Origin of the sequence: Pseudomonas sp. S9 (genome assembly GCF_000222125.1) — a bacterium.
Taxonomy (GTDB): Bacteria; Pseudomonadota; Gammaproteobacteria; order Pseudomonadales; family Pseudomonadaceae; genus Aquipseudomonas; species Aquipseudomonas segetis.
In genome coordinates, this window is sequence record NZ_AFFX01000005.1 from 1 (window position 1) to 24,232 (window position 24,232).

Consider the following 24,232-nt stretch of genomic DNA (forward strand, 5'->3'; position numbering starts at 1 on the left):
TGGTGTAGTTGCCAAGATCATCGAGTAATCGATTGGTCTAGAAAAAGCCCCCGCTTGCGGGGGCTTTTTTATTGGGTTGACACTGGTAAGGAGCGTCTATAGAATTGCGCCTCCTTTTAACGGGCGTACTGCGTCCGTTGGGAATCGCAGCTTGGAATCTGAGGTCAAAATGCAAAACCAACAAATCCGTATTCGGTTGAAGGCTTTTGACCATCGCCTGATCGATCAATCAACCCAGGAAATCGTGGAAACCGCGAAACGTACTGGTGCTCAGGTGCGTGGTCCGATTCCATTGCCTACTCGCAAAGAGCGGTTCACAGTTCTTACTTCTCCGCACGTCAACAAAGACGCGCGCGATCAGTTTGAAATTCGAACCCACAAGCGTGTTCTGGACATTGTCCAGCCAACGGATAAAACCGTTGACGCGCTGATGAAGCTCGATCTTGCGGCTGGCGTGGAAGTGCAGATCAGCCTCGGCTAAGACTTGGGTCTTAGTCGTGTAACGCTCTGAAATGGGCGGCCATAGCGGGTGAAAGCCCCGTACACTCATGAGGTTTACAACATGACTATTGGTGTAGTCGGTCGTAAATGCGGTATGACCCGTATTTTCACCGAAGAAGGTGTCTCCATTCCGGTTACGGTCATTGAGATCGAGCCGAATCGCGTCACCCAGTTCAAAACTGAGGAGTCCGATGGCTATCGTGCAGTGCAGGTCACTGTAGGTGGGCGTCGTGCTTCGCGTGTCAGCAAAGCAAAAGCCGGTCACTTCGCCAAGGCGAACGTCGCGGCAGGTCGTGGTTTTTTGGAATTCCGTCTTGAAGAAGGCGAGTACTCAACTGGCGACTTGATCAACGCTGAAATCTTCCAAGCTGGACAGATGGTCGATGTGACCGGTCAGTCCAAGGGTAAAGGCTTTGCCGGTACCATCAAGCGTTGGAACTTCCGCGGCCAAGACAACACTCACGGTAACTCCGTGTCCCACCGTGTACCGGGTTCTATTGGCCAGTGCCAAACCCCAGGTCGCGTATTCAAGGGCAAGAAAATGTCCGGTCACATGGGTGCTGAGCGTGTGACGGTACAGTCCCTGGAAGTTGTGCGCGTAGACGCTGAACGCAACCTGCTGTTGGTCAAAGGCGCTGTTCCAGGCGCGACCGGCGGTAACTTGGTTGTGCGTCCAGCAGCTAAGACTCGCGGTTAAGGGGAAGCTGACATGCAATTAAATGTAAATGGCGCTCAAGCGATCGAAGTTTCCGAAGCGACTTTCGGCGGCGATTACAATGAGACCCTGGTTCACCAAGCAGTTGTGGCCTACATGGCCGGCGGCCGTCAAGGCAGCAAGCAACAGAAGACCCGTTCCGATGTATCTGGCGGCGGCAAGCGTCCGTGGCGTCAGAAGGGTACTGGTCGTGCTCGTGCTGGTACCACTCGTGGTCCGATCTGGCGCGGTGGTGGTGTGACTTTCGCGGCTCGTCCGCAGAATCACGACCAAAAGCTGAACAAGAAGATGTATCGCGCAGCGATCCGTTCGATTCTTGCTGAGCTGGTTCGCACTGATCGTCTGGTTGTAGTTGAAGACTTCGCTGTTGAAGCTCCGAAAACTAAAGATCTGCTGGGCAAGCTCAATGGCATGGGTCTGACTGATGTCCTGATCGTGTCTGATGCAATTGATCAAAATCTGTACCTGGCTGCTCGTAACCTGCCGCACGTCGATGTTCGTGACGTACAGGGTTCCGATCCGGTCAGTCTGATCGCGTATGAAAAGGTACTGGTTACCGTTTCTGCCGTGAAGAAATTCGAGGAGATGCTGGGATGAACCAGGAACGCGTATTTAAAGTGCTGCTGGGTCCGCACGTCTCTGAGAAAGCCACAATACTGGCCGACAAGAAAAGCCAGTTCGTATTTAAAGTTGCGACTGACGCAACCAAGCTGGAAATCAAGAAGGCCGTCGAAAGCCTGTTCAGCGTGAAAGTTGAGCGTGTTACTACTCAGAACGTTCTGGGTAAGAGCAAGCGCACCGCTCGCGGTCTGGGCAAGCGTAACGACTGGAAGAAAGCGATCATTTCGCTTCAGCCAGGCCAAGATCTCGATTTCGCCAGCAGTGCTGAGTAAGGAAGGGGTGCATCATGGCAATCGTTAAATGCAAACCGACTTCCGCTGGCCGCCGTTTTGTGGTCAAGGTGGTCAATCAGGAGCTGCATAAAGGCGCTCCTTACGCTCCGCTGCTTGAAAAGAAGTCGAAGACTGGCGGTCGTAACAACAATGGTCGCATCACTACCCGTCATATCGGTGGTGGTCACAAGCAGCATTATCGTCTGGTCGATTTCCGTCGCAACGACAAAGATGGCATTCCAGCCACTGTCGAGCGTATTGAATACGATCCGAACCGTACCGCACACATCGCCTTGTTGATGTATGCAGACGGCGAGCGTCGCTACATCATCGCACCTAAGGGTGTGAGTGCTGGTGACCAGCTGATTGCTGGAATCATGGCTCCGATCAAACCAGGTAACAGCCTGCAACTGCGCAACATTCCAGTTGGTAGCACTGTTCACGGTATTGAACTCAAGCCAGGTAAGGGTGCACAGATCGCTCGTTCCGCTGGTGCTTCGGCTCAGCTGATCGCTCGTGAAGGCGTCTATGTGACTCTGCGTCTGCGTTCCGGTGAAATGCGTAAAGTTCTGGCCGAGTGCCGTGCGACTTTGGGCGAAGTTTCGAACTCCGAGCACAGCCTGCGTTCGCTGGGTAAAGCTGGTGCTAAGCGCTGGCGTGGCGTTCGCCCGACCGTTCGTGGTGTTGCCATGAACCCGGTCGACCACCCACACGGTGGTGGTGAAGGTCGTACCTCTGGTGGTCGTCATCCGGTGTCTCCATGGGGCTTCCCTACCAAGGGTGCTAAGACTCGTGGTAACAAGCGCACCGATAATATGATCGTCCGTCGTCGCAAGTAATTAGAGGGATACGACAGTGCCACGTTCTCTGAAAAAAGGTCCTTTCATCGATCTTCACCTACTGAAGAAGATTGAAGTGGCAGTTGAAAAGAATGATCGCAAGCCAGTTAAAACCTGGTCGCGCCGTTCTATGATTCTGCCGCAAATGGTCGGTCTGACCATTGCTGTGCATAACGGCCGTCAACATGTCCCAGTTCTGGTGAACGAAGACATGGTCGGTCACAAACTCGGCGAGTTTGCTGGTACCCGCACTTATCGTGGGCACGTAGCAGACAAGAAAGCCAAGCGTTAAGGGGTTAGGAAATGGAAGTAGCCGCTAAGTTGTCGGGCGCTCGAATCTCCGCCCAAAAAGCCCGCTTGGTCGCCGACCAGATCCGCGGGAAAAAGGTGGGCGAAGCGCTCAACTTGTTGGCTTTTAGCAGTAAAAAAGCCGCCGAGATCATGAAAAAAGTGCTGGAGTCGGCTGTAGCCAACGCCGAGCATAACGAAGGCGCAGACGTTGATGACTTGAAGGTCAGCACCGTTTTCGTCAACGAAGGGCGTTCGCTGAAGCGTATCATGCCGCGTGCCAAAGGCCGCGCTGATCGCATCGTCAAGCGGTCTTGCCATATCACTGTCAAGGTTGCGGACAAGTAACGGAGTCGATCAGATGGGTCAGAAAGTACATCCCATTGGCATTCGCCTGGGAATCGTCAAGGAGCACACCTCCGTCTGGTACGCAGACGGTCGGACTTATGCGGACTATTTGTTCGCTGATCTGAAAGTGCGTGAGTATCTCCAAGACAAATTAAAAAGCGCGTCCGTAAGCCGTATCGACATTGCTCGTCCGGCTCAAACTGCACGCATCACCATCCACACTGCTCGTCCAGGTATCGTTATCGGGAAGAAAGGTGAAGATGTTGAGAAGCTGCGTCAGGACCTGACCAAGCAAATGGGTGTGCCTGTGCACATCAATATCGAAGAGATCCGCAAGCCGGAGCTCGACGGTATGCTGGTTGCGCAGAGCGTAGCTCAGCAGCTGGAGCGTCGTGTGATGTTCCGTCGCGCTATGAAGCGCGCTGTACAAAACGCCATGCGTATTGGTGCCAAGGGCATCAAAATCCAAGTGAGCGGTCGTCTCGGTGGTGCTGAAATCGCACGTACCGAATGGTATCGCGAAGGTCGTGTGCCGTTGCACACCCTGCGTGCCGATATCGACTATGCCACGTACGAAGCGCACACCACTTATGGTGTGATCGGTGTCAAGGTTTGGATCTTCAAAGGCGAAGTAATTGGTGGTCGCCACGAAGAACTGAAACCACAAGCACCTGCGCCTCGTAAAAAAGCTGCTAAGTAAGGGGTACGCCAAATGTTGCAACCAAAGCGTACGAAGTTCCGTAAGCAGATGACCGGCCACAACCGTGGTCTGGCACAGCGCGGTAGCAAAGTCAGCTTCGGCGAATTCGCCTTGAAGTCTGTTGCCCGCGGTCGTCTCACCGCCCGTCAGATTGAGTCCGCTCGTCGTGCTCTGACTCGTCACGTTAAGCGTGGCGGGAAAATCTGGATTCGCGTTTTCCCGGACAAGCCGGTTACCAAGAAGCCTCTAGAAGTGCGGATGGGTAAAGGTAAGGGTGGCGTTGAGTATTGGGTAGCCCAGATTCAGCCAGGCAAGGTCCTGTATGAAATCGAAGGCGTTTCCGAAGAGTTGGCGCGTGAGGCTTTCGCCTTGGCGGCTGCAAAGCTGCCTCTCGCCACCACTTTTGTTAAGCGGACGGTGATGTGATGAAGGCGAATGAACTTCGTGAAAAATCAGCACAGCAGCTGAACGAGCAACTGCTCGGCCTGCTGCGCGACCAGTTCAATCTGCGCATGCAGAAAGCGACTGGCCAGTTGGGGCAGTCTCATCTGCTCTCGCAAGTTAAGCGCGATATCGCTCGTGTGAAGACTGTGCTCAACCAGCAGGCAGGTAAGTGATCATGGCTGAAGCCGAAAAAACAGTCCGTACGCTGACCGGCCGTGTTGTCAGCGACAAGATGGACAAGACCATCACCGTATTGATCGAGCGTCGCGTTAAGCACCCGATCTACGGCAAATACGTTAAGCGTTCGACCAAGCTGCACGCGCATGACGAAACTAATCAGTGCAACATCGGTGACAAGGTTTCGATCCGTGAAACTCGTCCCGTAGCCAAGACCAAAACTTGGGCACTGGTTGAAGTCATCGAACGTGCAGTGGAAGTCTAAGGACTAGGGGTCGGAGAAATTATATGATTCAGACTCAATCCATGCTCGACGTTGCTGACAACAGTGGCGCACGTCGCGTTATGTGTATCAAGGTGCTGGGTGGTTCACACCGCCGTTATGCTGGCATCGGTGACATCATCAAGGTAACCGTCAAGGAAGCAATTCCTCGCGGTAAAGTGAAGAAGGGCCAGGTAATGACTGCTGTTGTAGTCCGTACCCGTCACGGCGTTCGTCGTCCTGATGGCTCTATCATTCGCTTCGATGGCAACGCTGCTGTTCTGCTGAACAAAAAGCAAGAGCCTATCGGTACCCGTATCTTTGGGCCCGTGACTCGCGAACTTCGTACTGAGAAGTTCATGAAGATCGTCTCGCTCGCCCCTGAAGTGCTGTAAGGAGATCCGACATGCAAAAGATTCGTCGTGACGACGAGATCATCGTGATCGCCGGCAAAGACAAAGGTAAGCGCGGTAAGGTGCTCAAGGTTCTCGCTGACGACCGTTTGGTCGTTGGTGGGATCAACCTGGTGAAGCGTCATACCAAGCCGAACCCGATGTCGGGCGTTCAAGGCGGTATCGTTGAGAAAGAAGCGCCATTGCACGCTTCTAACGTGGCCATTTTCAATAGCGAAACCAGCAAGGCAGATCGTGTTGGTTTTAAAGTTGAAGACGGTAAAAAAATTCGTGTCTTCAAGTCGACCCAAAAAGCGGTTGATGCTTGAACACTGCTAGGTAGAGACCATGGCACGACTAAAAGAGATTTATCGGAAGGAAATTGCGCCCAAGCTCCAGGAAGAACTGAAGCTTAGCAACGTGATGGAAGTTCCGCGCATTACCAAAATCACCCTTAACATGGGCCTGGGCGAAGCGATCGGTGATAAGAAAATCATCGAGCACGCAGTTGCCGACCTGGAAAAGATCACCGGTCAGAAAGTCGTTGTGACTCATGCCCGTAAGTCGATTGCAGGCTTCAAGGTTCGTGAGGGCTGGCCGATTGGCGTTAAAGTTACTCTGCGCCGTGAGCGTATGTACGAGTTCCTGGATCGTCTGCTGTCTATCTCCCTGCCGCGTGTGCGTGACTTCCGCGGCCTGAATGCCAAGTCGTTCGACGGCCGTGGCAACTACAGCATGGGTGTTAAAGAGCAGATCATTTTCCCGGAAATCGACTACGACAAAATCGATGCCCTCCGCGGTCTGGATATTACCCTGACCACCACTGCTCGGACGGATGATGAAGGTCGCGCATTGCTGCGTGCTTTCAAATTCCCGTTCCGCAACTGATAGGAGCTGGATCATGGCCAAAATGAGCATGAGAAACCGCGAGCTGAAGCGTCAGCAAACGGTTGCCAAGTACGCCAAGAAGCGTGCTGAGCTGAAAGCCATCATCGTGGATCAGGAAGCAACTCCTGAAGCGCGTTGGGAAGCGACAGTAGCACTGCAGAAGCAGCCACGTGACGCAAGCGCCTCGCGCATGCGTAACCGCTGCCGCATTACCGGTCGTCCGCACGGCGTTTATCGCAAGTTCGGTCTGTCGCGTATCAAGCTGCGTGAAGCTGCTATGCGCGGTGACGTTCCAGGTCTGGTCAAAGCCAGCTGGTAAGTCACTGTTAGCGAGTCACCTGTTTCGCTCGGTTTACCGGGCGAATCAGGTGAATATCGCAAGCAATTTGAATCAAGCCCCTTTTGGGGCTTGATTCATTTTTGATCAGTCACTAGAATGTTCGGCTCGCCTGAGCCTGGGTTCGCCCAAAGGTGTCTGGTGACTCTAGCCGTAAGGCTAATTCTTTTTGTATCAGGAGCGTCTAGCCCATGAGTATGCAGGACCCGTTAGCGGACATGCTAACTCGTATCCGTAATGCCCAGATGGCTGAAAAGTCCGTCGTAAGCATGCCATCTTCTACTTTGAAGGTAGCCGTAGCCAAAGTTCTCAAGGACGAAGGTTATGTTGCGGATTATCAGATCAGCGGTGAAGCAAAACCGCAGCTGTCCATCGAGCTGAAATATTTCGAAGGCCGTCCGGTCATCGAAGAAGTAAAACGCGTTAGCCGTCCAGGCCTCCGCCAATACAAAGCTGTCGAAGATCTGCCGAAAGTTCGTGGCGGTCTTGGCGTGTCTATCGTCTCCACCAACAAGGGTGTGATGACGGATCGTGCTGCGCGCGCTGCCGGTGTCGGTGGTGAAGTGCTTTGTACTGTGTTCTAGGGGGAGATAAGCATGTCTCGCGTTGCTAAAAACCCCGTCAAGCTGCCTTCTGGTGTAGAGATCAAACTCGCCGGTCAGCAGCTTTCGGTGAAAGGTGCCAAGGGCACTTTGGAACTGAACGTTCACTCGTCCGTTGAAGTGGTCCAGGATTCCGGTGAGCTGCGTTTCGCTGCTCGCAACGGTGATCAGCAGACTCGCGCAATGGCCGGTACCACTCGTGCGTTGGTTAACAACATGGTAATCGGCGTCAGCGAAGGCTTCGAGCGCAAGCTCCAGTTGGTAGGTGTTGGTTATAAAGCACAAGCTAAAGGTCAGGTTCTGTCCTTGGCGTTGGGCTTCTCCCACCCAATCGACTACGAATTGCCGCAAGGCGTTACCGCCGAAACCCCTAGCCAGACCGACATCCTGATCAAGGGCGTCGACAAACAACTGGTTGGTCAGGTAGCTGCGGAGATTCGTGACTTCCGTCGTCCTGAACCTTACAAGGGCAAAGGTGTTCGTTACGCTGACGAAGTCGTCCGCCGTAAAGAAGCCAAGAAGAAGTAGGGCTAGCAAATGACCGACAAAAAAGTTACTCGACTGCGTCGCGCTCGCAAAGCACGTCTGAAAATGCACGAACTCGAAGTCGTGCGTCTCTGCGTGTATCGTTCGTCGCAGCACATCTACGCCCAGGTCATCTCGGCCGACGGCAGCAAGGTTTTGGCCACCGCGTCGACCTTGGACAAAGCACTGCGTGATAGCGCCACTGGCAATATCGACGCAGCCAAGAAAGTTGGCGAGCTGGTTGCTGAGCGTGCGAAAGCCGCTGGTGTAACTCAGGTTGCATTCGACCGTTCTGGCTTCAAGTACCACGGCCGCGTTAAGGCGCTGGCTGATGCTGCTCGTGAAGGCGGGCTGGAGTTCTAAGTTATGTCAAATAACGACCAAAAGCGCGACGAAGGCTACATCGAGAAATTGGTGCAGGTTAACCGTGTTGCTAAAACCGTAAAAGGTGGCCGTATCTTCACTTTCACCGCGTTGACCGTGGTAGGTGATGGCAAGGGTCGCGTTGGTTTCGGCCGCGGCAAATCCCGCGAAGTACCAGCTGCTATCCAGAAAGCGATGGAAGCTGCACGTCGCAACATGATCACAGTTGATCTGAACGGCACTACTCTGCAATACGCAATGAAGTCTGCTCATGGCGCCTCCAAGGTGTACATGCAGCCTGCTTCCGAAGGTACCGGTATCATCGCCGGTGGCGCAATGCGTGCTGTCCTGGAAGTAGCTGGCGTTCACAACGTACTGGCTAAGTGCTACGGCTCTACCAACCCTGTGAACGTGGTTCATGCCACTTTCAAAGGCTTGAAAGCTATGCAGTCTCCGGACTCCGTTGCGGCTAAGCGTGGCAAGAGCGTCGAGGAGATTCTCTAATCATGGCTAATACCGTAAAAGTCACGCTGATCAAAAGCGTGAACGGCCGTCTGGCTAATCACAAAGCTTGCGTCAAGGGTCTCGGCCTGCGTCGTATCAATCACACCGTTGAAGTTCTGGATACTCCAGAAAATCGCGGCATGATGAACAAAGCTTATTACCTTCTCCGCGTGGAGGGTTAACGCATGTTCCTGAATGATTTGAGTCCTGCGCCGGGTTCCCGTCGCGAGAAGCACCGTCCGGGTCGTGGTATCGGTAGTGGTTTGGGTAAGACTGGTGGCCGTGGTCACAAAGGTCAAACCTCCCGTTCCGGTGGTTCCATTGCTCCAGGTTTTGAAGGCGGCCAGCAGCCTCTGCACCGTCGTCTCCCTAAATTCGGCTTCGTCTCTCTGAAGGCTATGGATCGCGCAGAAGTGCGTACTTCCGAGCTGAACAAGATCGAAGGTGATGTAGTTACTCTGCAGGCGCTGAAGGATGCTGACCTGATTAATCAAAACGTACAGCGTGTAAAAGTCATGCTGTCCGGCGAGATTACTCGTGCAGTTACCCTTAAAGGTATCGCCGCCACCAAAGGTGCGCGCGCGGCTATCGAAGCAGCTGGCGGTAAGTTCGAGGAATAAATGGCTAAGCAAGGTGCTCTCTCAGCGCTAGGCAATGGCGGGTTATCCGAGCTCTGGGGTCGTCTGCGCTTTCTGTTCATGGCGATTATCGTCTACCGGGTTGGCGCGCACATCCCTGTGCCTGGAATCAACCCTGATAGACTGGCGGATCTGTTTCGACAGAATGAGGGGACCATTCTTAGCTTGTTCAACATGTTTTCCGGTGGTGCGCTGGAGCGCATGAGTATCTTTGCATTGGGGATCATGCCGTACATTTCGGCATCGATCATCATGCAGCTCATGTCTGCTGTCAGCCCGCAACTGGAGCAGTTGAAGAAGGAAGGTGAATCTGGTCGCCGCAAGATTAGCCAGTACACCCGCAACGGCACTCTCGTCCTGGCATTCGTTCAAGCTATTGGCATGTCCGTTGGCTTGGCGAGCCAGGGCGTCGCGTTTGCAGTTGATTTCAGCTTCTACTTTGTCGCGGTCACTACGTTCGTTGCTGGTGCAATGTTCATGATGTGGCTCGGCGAGCAAATCACTGAACGTGGTGTTGGCAACGGTATTTCGATGCTGATTTTTGCAGGCATCGTAGCCGGTCTGCCGCGGGCGATAGGGCAGTCTTTCGAGTCTGCTCGTCAGGGTGATATCAACATTTTCGCCCTTGTCGCCATCGGTTTGCTGGCAGTAGCGATCATTGGTTTCGTGGTGTTCATTGAGCGTGGGCAGCGTCGCATTGCGGTGCATTACGCCAAGCGTCAGCAGGGCCGCAAGGTTTTCGCTGCGCAGACCAGCCACTTGCCACTGAAGGTGAACATGGCGGGGGGTATCCCCGCTATCTTCGCTAGCAGCCCTCTGTTGTTCCCGGCATCGCTGGGGTCTTGGTTCGGTCAGTCCGAAGGTTTGGGCTGGCTTCAAGATATCTCACAGGCTATCGCTCCTGGTCAGCCGTTGAACATTCTGCTGTTTAGTGCAGGGATCATTTTCTTCTGCTTCTTCTATACAGCGCTGATGTTCAATCCGAAAGACGTAGCGGAAAACCTGAAGAAGTCTGGTGCCTTTATTCCAGGCATCCGTCCAGGCGAGCAGTCGGCACGTTATATCGATAGCGTATTGACTCGTTTGACTTTGTTCGGAGCCATTTACATGACGGCCGTATGTTTGTTGCCCCAGTTTCTGGTGGTTGCAGCCAACGTTCCGTTCTATCTCGGCGGGACCTCGTTGCTGATTGTGGTCGTGGTTGTAATGGACTTCATGTCCCAAGTACAATCGCACCTCGTTTCGAACCAGTACGAATCCCTGATGAAGAAAGCCAACCTGAAGGGCTACGGCAGCGGCATGATGCGCTGAAGTGTCCATAAGGTTCGAGGAGTTGGTGATGAAAGTTCGTGCATCAGTGAAAAAGCTGTGCCGTAACTGCAAAATTATTCGTCGCGAAGGTGTCGTGCGAGTGATCTGCAGCGCGGAACCGCGTCACAAACAGCGCCAAGGCTGAGAGTGATAGTAGCGATATAAGCCCGACAGCTAGTGCGCTGTCGGGTTGATTATTTGTTTTTACAGCGTTAAGATCTTGCGCCCCATTTCTTGGCTTCCGGGGCGTGGGTTGCTGTCAATTGGAGTTACACTGAATGGCCCGTATTGCAGGCGTTAACATTCCGGATAACAAACACACTGTTATCTCGCTGACCTACATCTTTGGTGTTGGTCGCACAACTGCGCAGAAAATCTGTGCTGCTACTGGTGTGAACCCAGCAGCTAAAATCAAAGATCTCTCTGACGAGCAGATCGAGCAGCTGCGTGGTGAAGTCGCCAAGGTTAACACCGAGGGTGATCTGCGCCGCGAAGTTAACATGAAAATCAAACGCTTGATGGACCTGGGCTGCTATCGCGGTCTGCGCCATCGTCGCGGCCTTCCGGTCCGCGGTCAGCGTACCAAGACCAACGCGCGTACCCGTAAGGGCCCGCGTAAGCCGATCCGCAAGTAATTGCGCCCGCGAATCGACAGGAAATAAGTCATGGCTAAGCCTGCTGCTCGTACTCGTAAGAAAGTCAAAAAGACAGTTGTGGATGGCATCGCCCATATCCACGCTTCTTTCAACAACACTATCGTGACCATTACTGACCGTCAGGGCAATGCTCTGTCTTGGGCTACCTCTGGTGGTTCAGGTTTCCGCGGCTCACGTAAGAGCACCCCGTTTGCTGCCCAGGTGGCTGCAGAGCGTGCTGGTCAAGCTGCGCTGGAATACGGCCTGAAGAACCTTGACGTCAACGTCAAGGGCCCAGGTCCCGGCCGTGAGTCCGCTGTCCGTGCATTGAACGGCTGCGGTTAAAAGATCGCCAGCATCACCGATGTGACGCCCATCCCGCATAACGGATGCCGTCCTTCGAAGAAGCGTCGCGTGTAATCAGGAGACAGTGAGATATGGCTCGTTACATTGGTCCCAAGTGCAAACTGTCTCGTCGTGAAGGCACAGATCTTTTCCTGAAAAGTGGCGTACGCGCCCTGGAATCGAAGTGCAACATCGAAGCAGCCCCAGGTATTCACGGCCAGCGCCGTAGCCGTCAGTCCGACTACGGTACACAGCTGCGTGAGAAACAAAAAGTTCGTCGCATCTATGGCGTTCTTGAGCGTCAGTTCAGCGGTTATTAAAAAGAAGCAGCCGGCAAGAAAGGCGCTACTGGTGAGAACCTCCTGCAACTGCTCGAGTGCCGTCTGGACAACGTAGTTTACCGTATGGGCTACGGCGCAACCCGCGCTGAATCCCGTCAGTTGGTATCGCACAAAGCGATCTCCATCAACGGCAAAACTGTAAACGTCCCGTCCTACCAGGTTAAAGCTGGTGACGTAGTTGCAGTACGCGAGAAATCGAAGAATCAGCTGCGCATTGCTCAGGCTCTTGAGCTGTGTGCCCAGCGCGGCCGCGTTGAATGGGTAGAAGTTGACACTGAAAAGAAATCGGGCGTTTTCAAAGCCGTCCCAGTTCGCAGTGACCTCTCCGCCGACATCAACGAAAGCCTGATTGTCGAGCTCTACTCCAAGTAAGGGCTAGAAAAAAGGGTGCATCCATGCAGATTTCGGTAAATGAGTTCCTGACCCCCCGCCATATTGATGTGCAGGTGGTTAGTCCGACCCGCGCCAAGATCACTCTCGAGCCTCTCGAGCGTGGCTTTGGCCATACCCTGGGCAACGCGCTGCGTCGCATCTTGTTGTCCTCCATGCCTGGCTGTGCAGTAGTCGAGGCCGAGATTGACGGTGTGCTCCATGAGTACAGCGCAATCGAAGGTGTTCAGGAAGACGTTATTGAAATCCTGCTCAACCTTAAAGGTCTGGCTGTCAAACTGCACGGTCGTGACGAAGTGACACTGACTCTGGCGAAGAAGGGCTCGGGCGTAGTTACCGCTGCCGATATTCAGCTGGATCATGATGTTGAAATCGTCAATGGCGACCACGTAATTGCCAATATGGCTTCTACTGGCGCGCTGTACATGAAGCTCACTGTAGCTCGTGGTCGCGGCTATGAGGCAGCTGACTCCCGTCAGAGCGATGAAGATGAAAGCCGCAGCATTGGTCGCTTGCAGCTGGATTCATCGTTCAGCCCGGTGCGTCGTGTCTCTTACGTGGTGGAAAATGCTCGTGTTGAGCAGCGCACCAACTTGGACAAACTGGTTATCGACCTGGAGACCAACGGTACTCTGGATCCTGAAGAGGCAATTCGTCGTGCCGCTACCATCCTGCAACAGCAGTTGGCAGCGTTCGTCGACCTCAAAGGTGACAGCGAGCCTGTTGTGATCGAGCAAGAAGACGAGATCGATCCGATCCTGCTTCGCCCGGTTGATGATCTGGAACTGACCGTTCGTTCGGCAAACTGCCTCAAAGCAGAGAACATTTACTACATCGGCGACCTGATTCAGCGTACCGAAGTAGAACTGTTGAAAACACCGAACTTGGGCAAGAAATCCCTGACTGAAATCAAGGATGTTCTGGCTTCTCGCGGTCTGTCCCTCGGTATGCGCCTCGACAACTGGCCGCCGGCAAGTCTGAAGAAAGACGATAAGGCTACTGCCTAATCGTCATCATCACCGAACGAGAGTTTGGTAAGGAATTGAACCATGCGTCATCGTAAAAGTGGCCGTCACCTCAGCCGCACAAGCGCTCACCGCAAGGCCATGTTTCAAAACATGGCGGTATCGCTGTTCGAGCACGAGCTGATCAAAACTACTCTTCCGAAAGCAAAAGAGCTGCGTCGCGTTGCCGAGCCGCTGATCACTTTGGCTAAAGAAGATAGCGTTGCTAACCGCCGTTTGGCATTCGATCGTACTCGTTCGAAAGCTATCGTTGGTAAGTTGTTCAACGACCTGGGCAAGCGCTATGCCACCCGTCAGGGCGGTTATCTGCGTATCCTCAAGTGCGGTTTCCGCGCTGGTGACAACGCTCCTATGGCTTATGTTGAGCTGGTTGACCGTCCGGTCGGCGGCACAGTAGAAGCTGCAGAGTAAGTTGTAGGTTGTAGAAAAAACCGGGCCTGGCCCGGTTTTTTTGTTTCTCGGGTGAACAATATTCCGCACGTCGTGTTTAATATTGTGTGCAAGCCCGGCCTCAGGTAATGTTCTTGGAACTCTGATTCCTCATAAGAACAAGCACATGTCCGAACCTACTGCCCTGAGCTTAATCCCTCCTGTTGTTGTTCTCGTACTCGCCGTTTGGCTGCGTCGCCCCATTCTTGCTTTAGTGCTTGGCGCGATTTCCGGCTTGATGATGATTTCACCCACCAGTGCACTTCACAGCTTTTCCGAGATATCACTCAAGGTCATGCAGGATGAAACCATTGGCTGGCTGATCCTGGTCTGTGGCAGCTTCGGTGCGCTTATTGCCCTGCTCGTGCGCACAGGTGGCGCCCAGGCCTTTGGTCGCGCCTCGATCAAACTGGCCAAAGGGCGGCGTTCGTCATTGCTCATGACCTGTGTACTTGGGCTGGTTATCTTCATTGACGACTATCTCAATGCGCTGACCGTGGGTGAAACCATGAAGCGCGTGACCGACCGCTTCAAGGTCTCCCGCGAGATGCTCGCCTATATTGTCGACTCGACTGCTGCGCCTGTCTGTGTGCTTGTGCCGTTGTCGACATGGGCGGTGTTCTTCGGCGGTTTGCTTGAGAACAATGGTATTGCCGAGAGCGGGCAGGGGATCACCGTCTACATGAGCGCCATTCGCTACATGTTCTATGCCTGGTTGTCTGTTGTGCTCTTGCTGTTGGTTGCTGCTGGTGTTGTCCCAGCCATAGGCCCTATGCGCAAGGCTGAAATGCTCGCCCAGCACGGCTCGGCTGGGGCAATGCACGTCAGTGAGTTCAGTCCCGAGCACAACTATGCAATGAAGGCAGTTGAAGCCGAGCACAAGAGCGCCGAGGATGTGGAAGGCAAGCTGTATAACTTCCTGGTTCCGCTACTGCTGCTGGTTGGTTTTACCCTGTATTTCGATATTGATGTGTGGATGGGCATGCTCGCGACCATGGCGCTGGTCGTGCCCTTCTATCTGGTGCAGGGCCTGATGCCTCTTGCAGAAATGCTTGAGCAGATGATGGACGGTTTCAAGACCATGTTGCCGGCCATTGGCACTGTTATCGCAGCGTTTATTTTCAAAGAAGTCTGTGATCAGTTGCAGTTATCGTTATTTGGCGTGGAGTCGCTCAAGGCTTTCATGACTGCGCAGCTGTTGCCAGCCATGGTGTTCTTGAGCATGGCGGTGCTGGCATTTGCTACCGGCTCGTCCTGGGGCATTTTTGCGGTAACAATTCCGATAGTGATGCCGCTGGCCTATGCCCTCGACGCCAATATTCCCCTGGTTATCGGTGCACTGATGTCGGCTTCGGCCTTTGGCAGCCAGGCGTGTTTCTACAGTGACTCAACTGTTCTGGCGGCCCAGGGTTCAGGTTGCAACCTGATCAGTCATGCAATTACCCAGCTGCCCTATGCGCTGATCGCGGCAGGCCTGACCTTTGTGGGCTTTATTCTGATTGCCTAAGAGTTTTTAACTATCAGGACGGTTTGCTCAATACATTGGCTCTCTTTTCTAGGCAAGATTAACCTTGATTCATCGCTGGCCTGACAGCCCGGTCGATTGGATCTAATAAGGAGAGAGCTCATGAGCAGCAAGCCTATGTTGACTACCAGTGCTGGTAGCCCGATTGCCGACAACCAAAATTCTCTTAGTGCAGGCCCACGTGGCCCACTGTTGATGCAAGACTACCAACTGATTGAAAAGCTCGCGCATCAGAATCGCGAGCGCATTCCTGAGCGTGCCGTGCATGCCAAGGGCTGGGGAGCTTACGGCACGCTGACCATTACCCATGACATCAGCCGCTATTCGAAAGCCAAGGTATTGCAGAAGGGCAGCAAGACCCAGATGCTCGCGCGCTTCTCGACCGTTGCGGGTGAGCAGGGTGCGGCTGATGCCGAGCGTGATGTGCGTGGTTTTTCCCTGAAGTTCTATACCGAAGAGGGCAACTGGGATCTGGTGGGCAACAACACGCCGGTATTTTTCGTTCGCGACCCCTACAAGTTTCCGGACTTTATCCACACGCAAAAGCGTCATCCAAAAACCAATCTGCGTTCAGCCACTGCAATGTGGGATTTCTGGTCGCTGTCCCCGGAATCACTGCATCAGGTGACTATCCTGATGTCCGATCGCGGCTTGCCGACGGATGTTCGTCATATCAATGGCTACGGCTCGCATACCTTTAGCCTGCTTAACGCAGAAAATGAACGCGTCTGGGTCAAGTTCCACTTCAAGACCAAGCAGGGTCACAAGCATTGGACCAATGCCGAGGCACAAGCAGTTGTTGGTAAAAGCCGGGAAACGACGCAGGAAGACTTGTTTGGCAGTATTGAAAAGGGTGATTTCCCCAAGTGGGGCTTCTTTATTCAGGTGATGACACAGGAGCAGGCCAAGCACACCAGCTTCAATCCGTTCGACCTGACCAAGGTCTGGCCGCATGGTGATTTCCCATTGATCGAGGTGGGTGAGCTTGAGCTCAATGCCAACCCTGAAAACTATTTTGCCGAGATCGAACAAGCAGCTTTCTCGCCATCGAACGTGGTGCCTGGTATTGGTTTTTCGCCGGACAAAATGCTGCAGGCGCGGGTCTTTTCCTATGCGGATGCCCATCGCTACCGCCTGGGGACGCACTATGAGGCATTGCCGGTAAACGCACCGAAGAGTCCTGTGCACCATTATCACAAGGACGGTTCCATGCGTTTCTTTACGGCGAACTCAAATCCGGATGCCTATTACGAGCCTAACTCGTTCAATGGCCCTGCGCAGGCGCCGCAATATGCTGAGCCGCCATTGCCGCTGGAAGGTGATGCTGATCGATTCAATCATCGTGTAGGCAACGATGATTACAGCCAGCCGCGGGCCTTGTTCAACTTGTTTGACGAGGGGCAAAAGCAGCGTCTGTTCAGCAATATTGCCGAGGCCATGGCCGGTGTGCCGGATTTCATTGTTGAGCGCCAGTTGGCTCATTTTGACCAGGTGCATGCGGACTACGGCAATGGTGTGCGACAGGCGCTAAAAGCCAATCGTTAGTATTTACGCCAGCAACCACGGGGCCTCCAGCGATGGTGGCCCCTTTTTTTTACTTGACCTGTGTCCGCTTGGGGTTGAGCATATGCAAATATTCAGAGCGTTTGTGTCAGGAGCGGTAGATGAAAGGCCACCAGGAAGTAATCGATTATTTCAAAGTACTGCTCAAAGGCGAGTTGGCTGCCCGTGATCAGTATTTTGTGCACTCACGCTATTACGAAGACTGGGGTTTTACCAAGCTGTATGAGCGTATCAATCACGAGATGGAAGAAGAGACCCAGCACGCCGATGCGTTGCTCAAGCGGATCTTGTTCCTTGAAGGTAAGCCTGACATGACGCCGGATGCCTTTGTTTTTGGTCAAAGTGTGCCTGAGATGCTCAAGCTTGACCTGGCTCTGGAGTATCACGTGCGCGCAGCCCTGTGTAAGGGCATTGAGCTATGCGAACGCCTGCAGGACTACCCAAGTCGCGATATTTTGCTGGCCCAGCTTAAAGACACCGAAGAAGATCACGCCTACTGGCTGGAGATTCAGCTGCAGCTGATCGACAAGATGGGCCTGGAAAACTACCTGCAAGCGCAGATGTAATTTAAACCCGGCACAACCTAAATTGATTGCTTAGGAGGTGAACAACGCGAAGCTTGTCCACCTCCATGCAATACCGAAATCAGCAAACAGGCTGCCTTGTTCGAGACCGTAAAAAAGGTGGATAAAAAGCATTATCCACCCTATGTAATCCCTCTCTAGCTCGCGGCGCGGTCACGTTCCAACAAGGTTTTAAGGAAGTATCCAGTGTGCGACTGGGGCATCTCGGACACTGCTTCCGGTGTGCCAACTGCAATGATCTGGCCGCCCTTGGAGCCACCTTCGGGACCTAAGTCCACCAGCCAGTCTGCGGTCTTGATCACGTCGAGATTGTGCTCGATCACCACCACTGTATTGCCGTGGTCACGCAGGCGATGAAGTACATCGAGAAGTTGCTGGATATCCGCGAAATGCAGGCCAGTGGTCGGTTCGTCGAGGATGTACAGGGTCTTGCCAGTGTCGCGCTTGGATAGCTCGCGGGATAGCTTGACCCGCTGCGCTTCACCACCCGACAGCGTCGTCGCGCTCTGGCCCAGCTTGATATAGGACAACCCCACATCCATCAGGGTCTGCAGCTTGCGCGCCAATGCAGGAACCGCATCGAAGAACGCCCGGGCTTCCTCAATCGTCATGTCCAGGACTTCGGTGATGTTCTTGCCCTTGTACTTGACCTCAAGGGTTTCACGGTTATAGCGCTTGCTCTTGCACACATCGCAAGGTACGTAGATGTCCGGCAGGAAGTGCATCTCAACCTTGATCAAGCCGTCACCCTGGCAGGCTTCGCAGCGGCCGCCCTTGACGTTGAACGAGAAGCGGCCAGGCCCATAGCCGCGTGAGCGGGACTCGGGCACGCCGGCAAACAACTCGCGAATGGGGGTGAACAGACCGGTGTAGGTCGCCGGGTTGGAGCGCGGCGTGCGACCGATAGGGCTTTGGTCGATATCCACAACCTTGTCCAGGTGCTGCAAACCGTCGCAACTGTCATGGGCTGCCGCTTCCAGGGTCGTGGCGCCATTGAGCGCAGTCGCGCTGAGCGGGTAAAGGGTGTTGTTGATCAGGGTTGATTTACCCGAGCCCGATACGCCGGTCACGCAGGTCAGCAGGCCGATAGGAATTTCCAGGTCAACATTGCGCAGGTTGTTGCCGCGTGCGCCCTTGATTTTCAGCAGCTGCTTTTTATTCACCGGATGGCGCTTGGCTGGGACTTCGATCTTGACGCGTCCAGACAGGTATTTTCCGGTCAGTGAGTCTGGATGTGCCATGACTTCGGCAGCGGTGCCTTCAGCAACCACTCGACCACCATGAACGCCCGCGCCGGGGCCAATGTCGACCACATAATCAGCCATGCGAATAGCATCTTCATCATGCTCAACCACAATCACGGTGTTGCCGATGTCGCGCAGGTGGCGGAGCGTGCCGAGCAGGCGTTCGTTATCACGTTGATGCAGGCCAATCGACGGCTCATCGAGGATATACAGAACCCCGACCAGGCCTGCGCCAATTTGGCTGGCCAGGCGAATACGCTGCGCTTCCCCGCCGGACAAGGTATCGGCGCTGCGGTCCAGCGACAGGTAATCGAGGCCGACATTAACCAGGAACTGCAGGCGCTCGCGAATCTCCTTGAGAATCTTGTCGGCGATCTCGCCCCGGCGGCCGGTCAGTGACAGACCAGAGAAATACTCGGCGGCATCGCCGATTGGCAAGCCGGTCACCGCAGGTAGTGTGCGTTCACCAACCCATACGTGACGGGCTTCACGGCGCAGGCGCGTGCCACGGCAATCCGGGCACGGCTGAGTGCTGAGCAGCTTGCTTAGCTCTTCGCGTACGCTGGTCGATTCAGTTTCGCGATAGCGACGATCCAGGTTCGGCACAATGCCCTCGAAGGGGTGCGCCCGCTTGACGATGTCGCCACGGTCGTTGAGGTAGCGGAAGTCGACACTCTGGGTGCCGCTGCCGAACAAAATGACTTTTTGATGCTCGGCACTGAGGTCGTCGAACGGAATTTCCAGGCTGAAACCGTAATGTGCCGACAGCGAGCCGAGCATCTGGAAATAGTAGACGTTGCGTCGATCCCAGCCGCGAATCGCGCCTTCGGCCAGTGTCATCTCGCCATGAATCAGGCGCTTGGTGTCGAAGAACTGCTTGACCCCCAGGCCGTCGCAGGTTGGGCAGGCGCCAGCCGGGTTGTTGAACGAGAACAGCTTGGGCTCCAGTTCACTGATCGAATGGCCACAGTGTGGGCAGGCAAAGCGCGCCGAGAAAATCATCTCGTCCTTGATCCCGCTGCTGTCGTCATCTTTGTCTAGCGGTGCAACAAGGGCCAGGCCGTCAGCCAGGTTCAAGGCGGTTTCAAACGACTCGGCAAGGCGCTGCTGCAAATCCTCGCGCACCTTGAAGCGGTCGACCACTACATCAATGGAGTGCTTCTTTTGCTTGTCGAGCTTGGGTAACTCGTCCAGCTCATGAAGCTTGCCGTCAACCCGGGCGCGGACGAAACCCTGCGCACGCAGCTCCTCGAATACCGAGAGGTGCTCACCTTTACGCTCGCGGACGACTGGCGCCAGGAGCATCAGCTTGCTGCCTTCAGGCAAGGCCAGAACCTGGTCGACCATCTGGCTGACAGTTTGTGCCTCCAGGGGGACATCGTGATCCGGGCAGCGTGGAATGCCGACGCGTGCGTAGAGCAGGCGAAGGTAATCGTAGATTTCAGTGATGGTGCCAACGGTGGAGCGAGGGTTATGCGATGTTGATTTCTGTTCGATGGAAATTGCCGGCGACAAACCCTCAATGGTGTCGACGTCGGGCTTTTCCATCATCGACAAGAACTGCCGGGCGTAGGCTGACAGTGACTCAACATAGCGCCGCTGGCCCTCGGCATACAGGGTATCGAAGGCCAGCGACGACTTGCCCGAGCCAGACAGGCCGGTAATCACGATCAACTTGTCGCGTGGCAAGGTCAGGTCGTTTTTTTTAGGTTTGTGGGTACGTGCCCCACGGATCAGAATCTTTTCCACAAACAGCGGCCTCGCTTGGCGGGGGGAAACCCACGAGTATACGACCCTCGGCTAACCTGCGGCAAAGTGTGCTCCTGTGCCGCAGTTCATATGGCTGTTAGAATCGCGGCCTTGTCTGACTTAGAGTCTTGGTAATGCACGATCTGCACAATGACCGCATGAGTGGCAGCGAAAATCGAGCGGCAGCTGGCCTGTCGATGGTTTTTGCTTTTCGGATGCTCGGCATGTTCATGGTCTTGCCGGTATTAGCAACCTACGGCATGGACCTCAAAGACAGCACGCCCGCGCTGATCGGCCTGGCGATTGGTGTGTACGGCCTGACGCAGGCATTTTTGCAGATCCCTTTCGGGATGATTTCCGACCGCATCGGCCGGCGCCCGGTGATTTACGTGGGCTTACTCATATTCGCCGCCGGTAGCGTACTGGCGGCCAATGCCGACTCGATCTGGGGCGTGATAGGCGGGCGGGTACTGCAGGGCGCAGGCGCCATTTCCGCTGCGGTGATGGCGTTGCTCTCAGACCTGACCCGTGAGCAGCATCGCACCAAAGCCATGGCCATGATTGGCATGAGCATAGGCTTGTCGTTTGCCGTGGCGATGGTGGTCGGACCGCTTTTGACCCGTGCTTTTGGTTTGTCTGGCCTGTTTTGGGTAACGGCGGTCATGGCCTTGGTCGGCATACTGATTATCGCCGTGATTGTGCCCGGCACACCGGGGCAGCTTCAGCATCGCGAGTCTGGCGTGGCGAAGCAGGCATTGATGCCAACACTGCGCAACGGTGACCTGTTGCGCCTGGATATTGGCATCCTGGCCTTGCACTCGATCCTTATGGCCAGCTTCGTGGCCCTGCCGCTGGCGCTTGTCCAAGAAGGCCACCTGGCTAAAGAACAGCATTGGTGGGTGTACCTGACGGCTTTGCTGGTTGGCTTTTTCGGCATGGTGCCCTTCATCATCTACGCCGAGAAGAAGCGCCAGATGAAGCGTGTATTGGTGGGTGCTGTTTCGGTGCTGTTGGCTTGTGAGGTGTATTTCTGGGCGTTTGGCCATAGTTTACAGGCGCTGGTGCTGGGCATTATCGTGTTCTTTACTGCATTCAACCTGCTTGAAGCCTCTTTGCCATCGCTTGTCAGCAAGGTCGCGCCGGCGGGCGGCAAGGGAACGGCAATGGGGGTCTATTCAACCAGCCAGTTTCTTGGGGCCGCGTTGGGCGGTATTGTCGGTGGTTGGTTGTATCAGCATTACAGCTTGTCGGGGGTGTTCCTCGGATGTGCAGCGATGGCGGTTCTTTGGTTGGTCTTTGCTGTTAATATGCGCGAACCACCCTATGTGACCGGCCTGCGCATGCCGATTTCAGCTTCAGCAGTGCAGGATACTGGGCTGGCGGAGCGTTTGCTGGCATTGCCCGGTGTAACAGATGCGGTTGTGGTGGCCGAAGAGGCTGCCATCTATATCAAAGTGGACACCCAAAAATTGGATCGCGCGGCGCTTGAGGCCTTGGTAGAGCAAGCCTGAGAGCCGCGCTGACAGCTTAGGAGATCGTTATGGCCCGTGGGGTTAACAAAGTTATTCTGGTCGGTACCTGCGGACAGGACCCAGAAACGCGCTACCTGCCCAATGGCAACGCCGTTACTAACCTGAGCTTGGCAACAAGCGAGCAGTGGACCGACAAGCAAACCGGTCAGAAAGTCGAAAGAACGGAATGGCACCGTGTTTCGATGTTCGGCAAGGTGGCTGAAATTGCCGGTGAATACCTGCGCAAAGGTTCGCAGGTCTATATCGAAGGCAAGCTGCAAACCCGCGAGTGGGAAAAAGACGGCATCAAGCGCTACACCACCGAGATCGTGGTCGACATGCAGGGCACCATGCAGTTGCTGGGCGGTCGTCCCAATAATGAGGGCGGTGATTCGGCCCCACGCCAGCAGCGCCCTGCGCCGCAACAGCGTGCGCCACAACCGCAGGCAGCTCCACGTCCAGCGGCGCAACCGCAAGCCCAGCCCGCGCCAGACTACGACAGCTTCGATGACGATATTCCGTTCTGAGAGTTACCTTAGACTTATTTGTAAGGTTTAGGCTCGAGGCCCCCGCATTGCGGGGGTTTTTTGTTTTGTGGGCAATCAAAAAACTACAAGGCTGAGTCCTCTGGCTATTCGGGGTTACACTACCGGCGCTTTTTTGCATGGACCTACACGCACGCAGTCGTGAGCACTAGCTGACCGGAAATTACTTATGTCTAGCAACACCTCGTCCTTGGCTTCAAACCTGAGCAATGTGGCCGCTAGCCCGGCAAGTCCTTTGGTCATGCGGGTGATTGGTGCCTGCGCCCTGGCGCACCTGATCAACGACTTGATCCAGGCGGTGTTGCCAGCGATTTATCCAATGCTCAAGTTGAACTATGGCCTGAGCTTTACCCAGGTTGGCTTGATCACCTTGACCTTTCAGCTTACCGCTTCCTTACTGCAGCCTTGGGTTGGCTATTACACCGACCGTCATCCAAAACCCTGGCTACTGCCATGCGGGGCGCTCTGCACCCTGGTTGGCATTCTTATGCTGGCGTTCGTGGGCAGCTTCGCGGCAATCCTTACGGCCTCTGCCCTGGTCGGTATCGGTTCCTCGACTTTTCATCCTGAGGCTTCACGCGTTGCGCGCCTGGCGTCCGGTGGCCGCTTTGGGCTGGCCCAGTCCACATTCCAGGTCGGCGGTAATGCCGGTAGCGCTTTTGGCCCGCTATTGGCGGCCGCTATCGTAATCCCCTATGGGCAAGGCCACGTTGCCTGGTTTGGCCTGTTTGCAATATTTGCCATCGCCGTGCTTTGGGGATTGAGTCGCTGGTATCGCAATCACCTGAATTTGTTCAAGCTCAAGCAGGGCAGCAAGGCGACCCACGGCTTTTCCAGCCAGCGTGTGAGGTTGGCGCTTGTGGTGCTGGCATTGCTGGTTTTTTCCAAATATTTCTACATGGCCAGTTTTACCAGTTACTTCACCTTCTATTTGATTGAGAAGTTCGACCTGTCGATAGCCAGTTCGCAACTGCACCTGTTTATGTTCCTTGGGGCCGTTGCCGCAGGAACCTTTTTTGGCGGCCCAATCGGCGACAAAATTGGACGCAAGATGGTGATCTGGGTGTCTATTCTAGGTGTCACGCCTTTTACCTTGGTGCTGCCTTACGCCGACCTGTTCTGGACCGGGGTGTTGAGCATGGTGATCGGGTTTATCCTCGCATCGGCGTTCTCGGCAATCGTGGTTTTCGCCCAGGAGCTTGTTCCGGGCAATGTCGGCATGATTGCGGGTGTGTTCTTCGGGTTAATGTTCGGCTTTGGTGGTATCGGTGCCGCGTTATTGGGGCATCTGGCGGATATTCATGGCATTGAGTATGTGTACAAGCTGTGTTCTTTCCTGCCATTGATTGGAGTTATTACGGTGCTGCTGCCATCGACCAAGGGCGTTTAGACGCTCGGGGAAACGGCTTGCGCAGATACAGCGTGAAGCCGCGCCCGAACCTGGCTGAGAAAGGCGAGCAATCTCAGTTTGCAGGCTCGCGGCTGTGATTTATTGGCCATATGGTGTTTTTTGTACGCGTTATTTTGTTTTTCAACGCCTGAGCTTTAGTATGCAAGTAACTTTACAAAGCTATGTAGCTTTCTCTTATCTATAACCGTTCTGATTGCTGAGATAGCTA

At 54.5% G+C, this 24,232-nt stretch carries 33 protein-coding genes and 2 pseudogenes; 34 read left to right on the top strand and 1 reads right to left on the bottom strand.

All coding sequences use genetic code 11. From position 1 onward, the window contains the following. Positions 1-169 precede the first annotated feature (169 nt). The 31 genes and pseudogenes from rpsJ to bfr all read left to right on the top strand — a co-directional run bounded on the left by rpsJ (position 170) and on the right by bfr (position 17,546). The gene (gene rpsJ, locus PSES9_RS0111265; protein ID WP_010486970.1) at positions 170-481 is read left to right on the top strand and encodes a 30S ribosomal protein S10; all 312 of its coding nucleotides are present in this window, start codon (positions 170-172) and stop codon (positions 479-481) included. An 81-nt stretch (positions 482-562) separates the two neighbouring features. Next, the gene (rplC, locus tag PSES9_RS0111270; RefSeq protein WP_010486973.1) at positions 563-1,198 is read left to right on the top strand and encodes a 50S ribosomal protein L3; all 636 of its coding nucleotides are present in this window, start codon (positions 563-565) and stop codon (positions 1,196-1,198) included. 12 nt (positions 1,199-1,210) lie between these two features. Continuing rightward, a complete protein-coding gene (rplD, locus tag PSES9_RS0111275) occupies positions 1,211-1,813 on the top strand; it encodes a 50S ribosomal protein L4 (RefSeq protein WP_010486975.1) in 603 nt (200 codons plus the stop codon). Further along, a complete protein-coding gene (gene rplW, locus PSES9_RS0111280) occupies positions 1,810-2,109 on the top strand; it encodes a 50S ribosomal protein L23 (protein ID WP_010486977.1) in 300 nt (99 codons plus the stop codon). The genes rplD and rplW overlap by 4 nt, the downstream gene beginning before the upstream one ends. A gap of 14 nt (positions 2,110-2,123) precedes the next feature. Beyond that, positions 2,124-2,948, top strand: coding sequence for a 50S ribosomal protein L2 (rplB, locus tag PSES9_RS0111285; protein ID WP_010486979.1), 825 nt, complete (start codon positions 2,124-2,126; stop codon positions 2,946-2,948). A 16-nt stretch (positions 2,949-2,964) separates the two neighbouring features. Beyond that, positions 2,965-3,240 carry a 30S ribosomal protein S19 gene (gene rpsS, locus PSES9_RS0111290; protein ID WP_010486981.1) on the top strand — a complete coding sequence of 92 codons (276 nt, stop codon included), beginning with the start codon at positions 2,965-2,967 and terminating at the stop codon, positions 3,238-3,240. Positions 3,241-3,251: 11 nt separating this feature from the next. Further along, positions 3,252-3,584 carry a 50S ribosomal protein L22 gene (gene rplV / locus PSES9_RS0111295; protein ID WP_003103908.1) on the top strand — a complete coding sequence of 111 codons (333 nt, stop codon included), beginning with the start codon at positions 3,252-3,254 and terminating at the stop codon, positions 3,582-3,584. A gap of 13 nt (positions 3,585-3,597) precedes the next feature. Continuing rightward, entirely contained in the window at positions 3,598-4,284 is a 687-nt protein-coding gene (gene rpsC / locus PSES9_RS0111300; protein WP_010486985.1) for a 30S ribosomal protein S3, read from the top strand. Positions 4,285-4,296: 12 nt separating this feature from the next. After that, complete coding sequence (gene rplP / locus PSES9_RS0111305) at positions 4,297-4,710, top strand: 50S ribosomal protein L16 (protein ID WP_003243901.1); 414 nt, start codon at positions 4,297-4,299, stop codon at positions 4,708-4,710. Continuing rightward, complete coding sequence (rpmC, locus tag PSES9_RS0111310) at positions 4,710-4,901, top strand: 50S ribosomal protein L29 (RefSeq protein ID WP_002555481.1); 192 nt, start codon at positions 4,710-4,712, stop codon at positions 4,899-4,901. Before rplP ends, rpmC begins: the two co-directional genes overlap by 1 nt. 2 nt (positions 4,902-4,903) lie before the next feature. Further along, the gene (rpsQ, locus tag PSES9_RS0111315; RefSeq protein ID WP_010486991.1) at positions 4,904-5,170 is read left to right on the top strand and encodes a 30S ribosomal protein S17; all 267 of its coding nucleotides are present in this window, start codon (positions 4,904-4,906) and stop codon (positions 5,168-5,170) included. Between the two features lie 23 nt (positions 5,171-5,193). Beyond that, a complete protein-coding gene (rplN, locus tag PSES9_RS0111320; protein WP_010486992.1) occupies positions 5,194-5,562 on the top strand; it encodes a 50S ribosomal protein L14 in 369 nt (122 codons plus the stop codon). 11 nt (positions 5,563-5,573) lie between these two features. Further along, on the top strand, positions 5,574-5,888 hold the full coding sequence (rplX, locus tag PSES9_RS0111325) for a 50S ribosomal protein L24 (protein WP_010486994.1): 315 nt from the start codon (positions 5,574-5,576) through the stop codon (positions 5,886-5,888). A gap of 19 nt (positions 5,889-5,907) precedes the next feature. Next, on the top strand, positions 5,908-6,447 hold the full coding sequence (rplE, locus tag PSES9_RS0111330) for a 50S ribosomal protein L5 (RefSeq protein WP_010486996.1): 540 nt from the start codon (positions 5,908-5,910) through the stop codon (positions 6,445-6,447). Between the two features lie 13 nt (positions 6,448-6,460). Then, on the top strand, positions 6,461-6,766 hold the full coding sequence (gene rpsN, locus PSES9_RS0111335; RefSeq protein ID WP_010486998.1) for a 30S ribosomal protein S14: 306 nt from the start codon (positions 6,461-6,463) through the stop codon (positions 6,764-6,766). Positions 6,767-6,975: 209 nt separating this feature from the next. Continuing rightward, positions 6,976-7,368, top strand: coding sequence for a 30S ribosomal protein S8 (rpsH, locus tag PSES9_RS0111340; RefSeq protein ID WP_010486999.1), 393 nt, complete (start codon positions 6,976-6,978; stop codon positions 7,366-7,368). A gap of 12 nt (positions 7,369-7,380) precedes the next feature. Beyond that, positions 7,381-7,914: a 50S ribosomal protein L6 gene (rplF, locus tag PSES9_RS0111345; RefSeq protein WP_010487001.1), complete on the top strand. Its 534-nt coding sequence runs from the start codon at positions 7,381-7,383 to the stop codon at positions 7,912-7,914. A 9-nt stretch (positions 7,915-7,923) separates the two neighbouring features. After that, positions 7,924-8,274: a 50S ribosomal protein L18 gene (rplR, locus tag PSES9_RS0111350; RefSeq protein ID WP_010487002.1), complete on the top strand. Its 351-nt coding sequence runs from the start codon at positions 7,924-7,926 to the stop codon at positions 8,272-8,274. 3 nt (positions 8,275-8,277) lie between these two features. Then, on the top strand, positions 8,278-8,778 hold the full coding sequence (gene rpsE, locus PSES9_RS0111355) for a 30S ribosomal protein S5 (RefSeq protein WP_010487004.1): 501 nt from the start codon (positions 8,278-8,280) through the stop codon (positions 8,776-8,778). Positions 8,779-8,780: 2 nt separating this feature from the next. Then, complete coding sequence (rpmD, locus tag PSES9_RS0111360; RefSeq protein WP_010487007.1) at positions 8,781-8,960, top strand: 50S ribosomal protein L30; 180 nt, start codon at positions 8,781-8,783, stop codon at positions 8,958-8,960. Between the two features lie 3 nt (positions 8,961-8,963). Then, positions 8,964-9,398 carry a 50S ribosomal protein L15 gene (gene rplO / locus PSES9_RS0111365; RefSeq protein WP_010487008.1) on the top strand — a complete coding sequence of 145 codons (435 nt, stop codon included), beginning with the start codon at positions 8,964-8,966 and terminating at the stop codon, positions 9,396-9,398. Beyond that, positions 9,399-10,727 carry a preprotein translocase subunit SecY gene (gene secY, locus PSES9_RS0111370; protein ID WP_010487010.1) on the top strand — a complete coding sequence of 443 codons (1,329 nt, stop codon included), beginning with the start codon at positions 9,399-9,401 and terminating at the stop codon, positions 10,725-10,727. It begins immediately after the preceding gene. Positions 10,728-10,755: 28 nt separating this feature from the next. Then, positions 10,756-10,872: a 50S ribosomal protein L36 gene (gene rpmJ / locus PSES9_RS0111375; protein ID WP_002555468.1), complete on the top strand. Its 117-nt coding sequence runs from the start codon at positions 10,756-10,758 to the stop codon at positions 10,870-10,872. Between the two features lie 133 nt (positions 10,873-11,005). Further along, positions 11,006-11,362 carry a 30S ribosomal protein S13 gene (rpsM, locus tag PSES9_RS0111380; protein WP_010487012.1) on the top strand — a complete coding sequence of 119 codons (357 nt, stop codon included), beginning with the start codon at positions 11,006-11,008 and terminating at the stop codon, positions 11,360-11,362. Between the two features lie 30 nt (positions 11,363-11,392). Next, positions 11,393-11,782 (top strand): annotated as a pseudogene (gene rpsK / locus PSES9_RS0111385) (30S ribosomal protein S11). A 17-nt stretch (positions 11,783-11,799) separates the two neighbouring features. Then, positions 11,800-12,420 (top strand): annotated as a pseudogene (gene rpsD, locus PSES9_RS0111390) (30S ribosomal protein S4). A gap of 23 nt (positions 12,421-12,443) precedes the next feature. Continuing rightward, positions 12,444-13,445 carry a DNA-directed RNA polymerase subunit alpha gene (locus tag PSES9_RS0111395; protein ID WP_010487016.1) on the top strand — a complete coding sequence of 334 codons (1,002 nt, stop codon included), beginning with the start codon at positions 12,444-12,446 and terminating at the stop codon, positions 13,443-13,445. 42 nt (positions 13,446-13,487) lie between these two features. After that, on the top strand, positions 13,488-13,874 hold the full coding sequence (rplQ, locus tag PSES9_RS0111400; RefSeq protein WP_010487018.1) for a 50S ribosomal protein L17: 387 nt from the start codon (positions 13,488-13,490) through the stop codon (positions 13,872-13,874). A gap of 145 nt (positions 13,875-14,019) precedes the next feature. Further along, positions 14,020-15,399, top strand: coding sequence for a Na+/H+ antiporter NhaC family protein (locus PSES9_RS0111405; protein ID WP_010487021.1), 1,380 nt, complete (start codon positions 14,020-14,022; stop codon positions 15,397-15,399). 120 nt (positions 15,400-15,519) lie between these two features. Beyond that, on the top strand, positions 15,520-16,962 hold the full coding sequence (locus tag PSES9_RS0111410; protein ID WP_010487023.1) for a catalase: 1,443 nt from the start codon (positions 15,520-15,522) through the stop codon (positions 16,960-16,962). A 119-nt stretch (positions 16,963-17,081) separates the two neighbouring features. Further along, complete coding sequence (bfr, locus tag PSES9_RS0111415) at positions 17,082-17,546, top strand: bacterioferritin (RefSeq protein ID WP_010487025.1); 465 nt, start codon at positions 17,082-17,084, stop codon at positions 17,544-17,546. 155 nt (positions 17,547-17,701) lie between these two features. Here the strand turns inward: bfr and uvrA are convergent, their stop codons facing one another. Continuing rightward, positions 17,702-20,557, bottom strand: coding sequence for an excinuclease ABC subunit UvrA (uvrA, locus tag PSES9_RS0111420; protein WP_010487027.1), 2,856 nt, complete (start codon positions 20,555-20,557; stop codon positions 17,702-17,704). 134 nt (positions 20,558-20,691) lie between these two features. Here uvrA and PSES9_RS0111425 point away from each other — a divergent pair, with 134 nt between their 5' ends. The 3 genes from PSES9_RS0111425 (at position 20,692) to PSES9_RS0111435 (ending at position 24,003) form a co-directional block, all read left to right on the top strand. Next, the gene (locus tag PSES9_RS0111425) at positions 20,692-22,068 is read left to right on the top strand and encodes an MFS transporter (protein WP_010487029.1); all 1,377 of its coding nucleotides are present in this window, start codon (positions 20,692-20,694) and stop codon (positions 22,066-22,068) included. A gap of 29 nt (positions 22,069-22,097) precedes the next feature. Continuing rightward, positions 22,098-22,595 (top strand): single-stranded DNA-binding protein, encoded by a 498-nt coding sequence (locus PSES9_RS0111430; protein ID WP_010487031.1) that lies wholly within the window; start codon positions 22,098-22,100, stop codon positions 22,593-22,595. Between the two features lie 187 nt (positions 22,596-22,782). Continuing rightward, positions 22,783-24,003: an MFS transporter gene (locus tag PSES9_RS0111435; protein WP_010487033.1), complete on the top strand. Its 1,221-nt coding sequence runs from the start codon at positions 22,783-22,785 to the stop codon at positions 24,001-24,003. Positions 24,004-24,232: the final 229 nt, after the last annotated feature.

Coding starts and splice junctions, on each gene's coding strand:
- rplQ (WP_010487018.1), top strand. CDS start 13,488: ATGCGTCATCGTAAAAGTGGCCGTCACCTCAGCCGCACAAGCGCTCAC.
- PSES9_RS0111395 (WP_010487016.1), top strand. CDS start 12,444: ATGCAGATTTCGGTAAATGAGTTCCTGACCCCCCGCCATATTGATGTG.
- PSES9_RS0111405 (WP_010487021.1), top strand. CDS start 14,020: ATGTCCGAACCTACTGCCCTGAGCTTAATCCCTCCTGTTGTTGTTCTC.
- rpsJ (WP_010486970.1), top strand. CDS start 170: ATGCAAAACCAACAAATCCGTATTCGGTTGAAGGCTTTTGACCATCGC.
- rplE (WP_010486996.1), top strand. CDS start 5,908: ATGGCACGACTAAAAGAGATTTATCGGAAGGAAATTGCGCCCAAGCTC.
- rplB (WP_010486979.1), top strand. CDS start 2,124: ATGGCAATCGTTAAATGCAAACCGACTTCCGCTGGCCGCCGTTTTGTG.
- rpsQ (WP_010486991.1), top strand. CDS start 4,904: ATGGCTGAAGCCGAAAAAACAGTCCGTACGCTGACCGGCCGTGTTGTC.
- rplP (WP_003243901.1), top strand. CDS start 4,297: ATGTTGCAACCAAAGCGTACGAAGTTCCGTAAGCAGATGACCGGCCAC.
- rplV (WP_003103908.1), top strand. CDS start 3,252: ATGGAAGTAGCCGCTAAGTTGTCGGGCGCTCGAATCTCCGCCCAAAAA.
- rplD (WP_010486975.1), top strand. CDS start 1,211: ATGCAATTAAATGTAAATGGCGCTCAAGCGATCGAAGTTTCCGAAGCG.
- rplF (WP_010487001.1), top strand. CDS start 7,381: ATGTCTCGCGTTGCTAAAAACCCCGTCAAGCTGCCTTCTGGTGTAGAG.
- rpmD (WP_010487007.1), top strand. CDS start 8,781: ATGGCTAATACCGTAAAAGTCACGCTGATCAAAAGCGTGAACGGCCGT.
- PSES9_RS0111430 (WP_010487031.1), top strand. CDS start 22,098: ATGGCCCGTGGGGTTAACAAAGTTATTCTGGTCGGTACCTGCGGACAG.
- rpsE (WP_010487004.1), top strand. CDS start 8,278: ATGTCAAATAACGACCAAAAGCGCGACGAAGGCTACATCGAGAAATTG.
- rplO (WP_010487008.1), top strand. CDS start 8,964: ATGTTCCTGAATGATTTGAGTCCTGCGCCGGGTTCCCGTCGCGAGAAG.
- rplX (WP_010486994.1), top strand. CDS start 5,574: ATGCAAAAGATTCGTCGTGACGACGAGATCATCGTGATCGCCGGCAAA.
- PSES9_RS0111425 (WP_010487029.1), top strand. CDS start 20,692: ATGCACGATCTGCACAATGACCGCATGAGTGGCAGCGAAAATCGAGCG.
- secY (WP_010487010.1), top strand. CDS start 9,399: ATGGCTAAGCAAGGTGCTCTCTCAGCGCTAGGCAATGGCGGGTTATCC.
- rpmC (WP_002555481.1), top strand. CDS start 4,710: ATGAAGGCGAATGAACTTCGTGAAAAATCAGCACAGCAGCTGAACGAG.
- PSES9_RS0111410 (WP_010487023.1), top strand. CDS start 15,520: ATGAGCAGCAAGCCTATGTTGACTACCAGTGCTGGTAGCCCGATTGCC.
- rplC (WP_010486973.1), top strand. CDS start 563: ATGACTATTGGTGTAGTCGGTCGTAAATGCGGTATGACCCGTATTTTC.
- rpsN (WP_010486998.1), top strand. CDS start 6,461: ATGGCCAAAATGAGCATGAGAAACCGCGAGCTGAAGCGTCAGCAAACG.
- PSES9_RS0111435 (WP_010487033.1), top strand. CDS start 22,783: ATGTCTAGCAACACCTCGTCCTTGGCTTCAAACCTGAGCAATGTGGCC.
- rpmJ (WP_002555468.1), top strand. CDS start 10,756: ATGAAAGTTCGTGCATCAGTGAAAAAGCTGTGCCGTAACTGCAAAATT.
- rplW (WP_010486977.1), top strand. CDS start 1,810: ATGAACCAGGAACGCGTATTTAAAGTGCTGCTGGGTCCGCACGTCTCT.
- rplR (WP_010487002.1), top strand. CDS start 7,924: ATGACCGACAAAAAAGTTACTCGACTGCGTCGCGCTCGCAAAGCACGT.
- bfr (WP_010487025.1), top strand. CDS start 17,082: ATGAAAGGCCACCAGGAAGTAATCGATTATTTCAAAGTACTGCTCAAA.
- rpsM (WP_010487012.1), top strand. CDS start 11,006: ATGGCCCGTATTGCAGGCGTTAACATTCCGGATAACAAACACACTGTT.
- rplN (WP_010486992.1), top strand. CDS start 5,194: ATGATTCAGACTCAATCCATGCTCGACGTTGCTGACAACAGTGGCGCA.
- rpsH (WP_010486999.1), top strand. CDS start 6,976: ATGAGTATGCAGGACCCGTTAGCGGACATGCTAACTCGTATCCGTAAT.
- rpsC (WP_010486985.1), top strand. CDS start 3,598: ATGGGTCAGAAAGTACATCCCATTGGCATTCGCCTGGGAATCGTCAAG.